The 2,140-nt window shown below is 69.1% G+C and carries 1 protein-coding gene; it reads left to right on the top strand.

Going from position 1 to position 2,140, the window contains the following annotated elements:
• The first annotated feature begins 62 nt into the window (after positions 1-62).
• Positions 63-1,868 carry a monovalent cation:proton antiporter-2 (CPA2) family protein gene (locus tag SZ55_RS25445; protein WP_044413609.1) on the top strand — a complete coding sequence of 602 codons (1,806 nt, stop codon included), beginning with the start codon at positions 63-65 and terminating at the stop codon, positions 1,866-1,868.
• Positions 1,869-2,140: the final 272 nt, after the last annotated feature.

The raw sequence follows: 2,140 nt of genomic DNA, 5'->3' as shown, positions 1-2,140 counted from the left end.
CCCCCTATCCTTGCCCTCCACCCGCCTGTAGGCACCGTTCCCGCTTTACCAAGGATTCCGCTATGCCCCATGAAGGCAGCTCGTTGCAGGTCGCCGTCGTCTTCCTGCTCGCCGCCGTCCTCGCCGTTCCGCTCGCCCGTCGCCTGCACCTGGGCGCGGTGCTCGGTTATCTGTTTGCCGGTCTGTTCATCGGCCCGTCCGTGCTCGGGCTGGTGAATGACCCGCAGAGCGTCGCCACGCTGTCCGAGCTGGGGGTGGTGCTGTTGCTGTTCATCATCGGCCTGGAGCTGTCGCCCAAGCGCCTGTGGGTGATGCGTCGCTCGGTATTCGGCGTTGGCCTGGCCCAGGTGTTGTTTACCGGGGCCTTGATCGGCAGCGTGGCCGGGTTCGGTTTCGCCCAGAGCTGGCAGGCCTCGGTGGTGCTGGGCCTGGGCCTGGCGCTGTCGTCCACGGCGTTCGGCCTGCAGATCCTCGCCGAGCGCAAGGAGCTGACCAGCCCCCACGGGCGCCTGGCCTTCGCCATCCTGCTGTTCCAAGACATCGCGGCGATCCCGCTGATCGCCCTGGTGCCGCTGCTCAGCGGCTCGGCCACCCCGGAGCAGGACGGCGGCGGCCTGCGCCACCTTGCCGAGGTGGTGGGCAGCATCGGCCTGGTGATCATCGGCGGCCGCTACCTGCTGCGCCCGGTGTTCCGCGTGGTGGCCCGTACCGGCCTGCAGGAGGTGTCCACCGCCACCGCGCTGCTGGTGGTGATCGGCACCGCCTGGTTGATGGAGGAAGCCGGCGTGTCCATGGCCCTGGGCGCCTTCCTCGCCGGCTTGCTGCTGGCCGATTCGGAATACCGCCACGAACTGGAAGCGCAGATCGAGCCCTTCAAGGGCCTGCTGCTCGGCCTGTTCTTCATCAGCGTGGGCATGAGCACCGACCTCGGCCTGCTGCTGCGCCAGCCGCTGCTGGTGCTGGGCCTCACCCTGCTGCTGGTGGCCTGCAAGTTCCCGGTGCTGTACCTGGTGGCGCGCGTGGCGGGCCACCAGGTGCGTCAGAGTGCGCTGCGCCTGGCGGTGGTGCTGGCCGCCGGCGGCGAGTTCGCTTTCGTGGTGTTCAAGATGGCCCGCGAACACCGCCTGGTGGATGCCGACCTGCACGGCTACTTGGTGCTGGCCATCACCCTGTCCATGGCCATGACGCCCCTGCTGATCCTGCTGGTGAGCCGCTTCGCCAAGACAGCGCCGGCACCCGTGGAGGTACCCGAGGAGTACCAGCGCATCGAAGGCGACACCCCGCGCGTGGTGATCGCCGGCACCGGGCGCATGGGTCAGATCATCGCCCGTGTGCTGCACGCCCAGCGCGTGCCCTTCCTGGCGCTGGATACCTCGGTGGAGACCATCGAGCTGTCCCGCAGCCTGGGCCGCATCCCGATCTTCTACGGCGACCCGCTGCGGCCGGAGATCCTCCGTGCCGCCAAGGTGGACAAGGCCGAGTTCTTCGTCATCGCCACCGACGACCCGGTCACCAACCTGCGCACCACCGAACTGGTGCACCGGCTCTACCCGCACCTGAAGATCATCTCCCGCGCCCGGGACCGCCAGCACGTGCACCAGTTGCTCGACCTGGGCGCCATGCCGGTGCGCGAGACCTTCTATTCCAGCCTGGAGATGGCCCGGCAGATCCTCCTCGCCATGGGGCTGCCGCCCGAGCAGGCGGAGGCGCGCATCCGCCGCTTCCAGCGCCACGACGAGGAAGTCCTGGCGGCCCAGTACAAGGTCCACGGCGACACGGCTGCCATGCTGCAGACCGCCCGCGAGGCCCGTGCCGAGCTGGAGACCCTGTTCGACGCCGACCGCATCGAGGACCAGGCGGTCAAGTAGCCGCCCCGCGTCCCGCCCTCCCCGCGCCGCCGGTCCACCCGGCGGCGCTGCCTTCCCGCCCCCATGCCCGCAACCCTGAGCGGCCGAACGGCTTTCGGACTCGTCCCATGTGAGCGGTCCGACCCCGGCGGCATTCTGGCCCCAGTCCCGAGATGCAGGGACTGGAGAAGACCCCATCGACCCCACACCTGCATCGAGGGCTCCTTTAAGACCTATCCACAAGGATCTCCAACGCATGCGCAAGCAGAGCCTTCGCAAACTCCCCCTGGCCC

Origin of the sequence: Pseudomonas sp. FeS53a (assembly GCF_000931385.1) — a bacterium.
GTDB classification, from domain to species: domain Bacteria; phylum Pseudomonadota; class Gammaproteobacteria; order Pseudomonadales; family Pseudomonadaceae; genus Metapseudomonas; species Metapseudomonas otitidis.
This window is presented reverse-complemented; position numbering and strand designations above follow the sequence as displayed.

Coding starts and splice junctions, on each gene's coding strand:
- SZ55_RS25445 (WP_044413609.1), top strand. CDS start 63: ATGCCCCATGAAGGCAGCTCGTTGCAGGTCGCCGTCGTCTTCCTGCTC.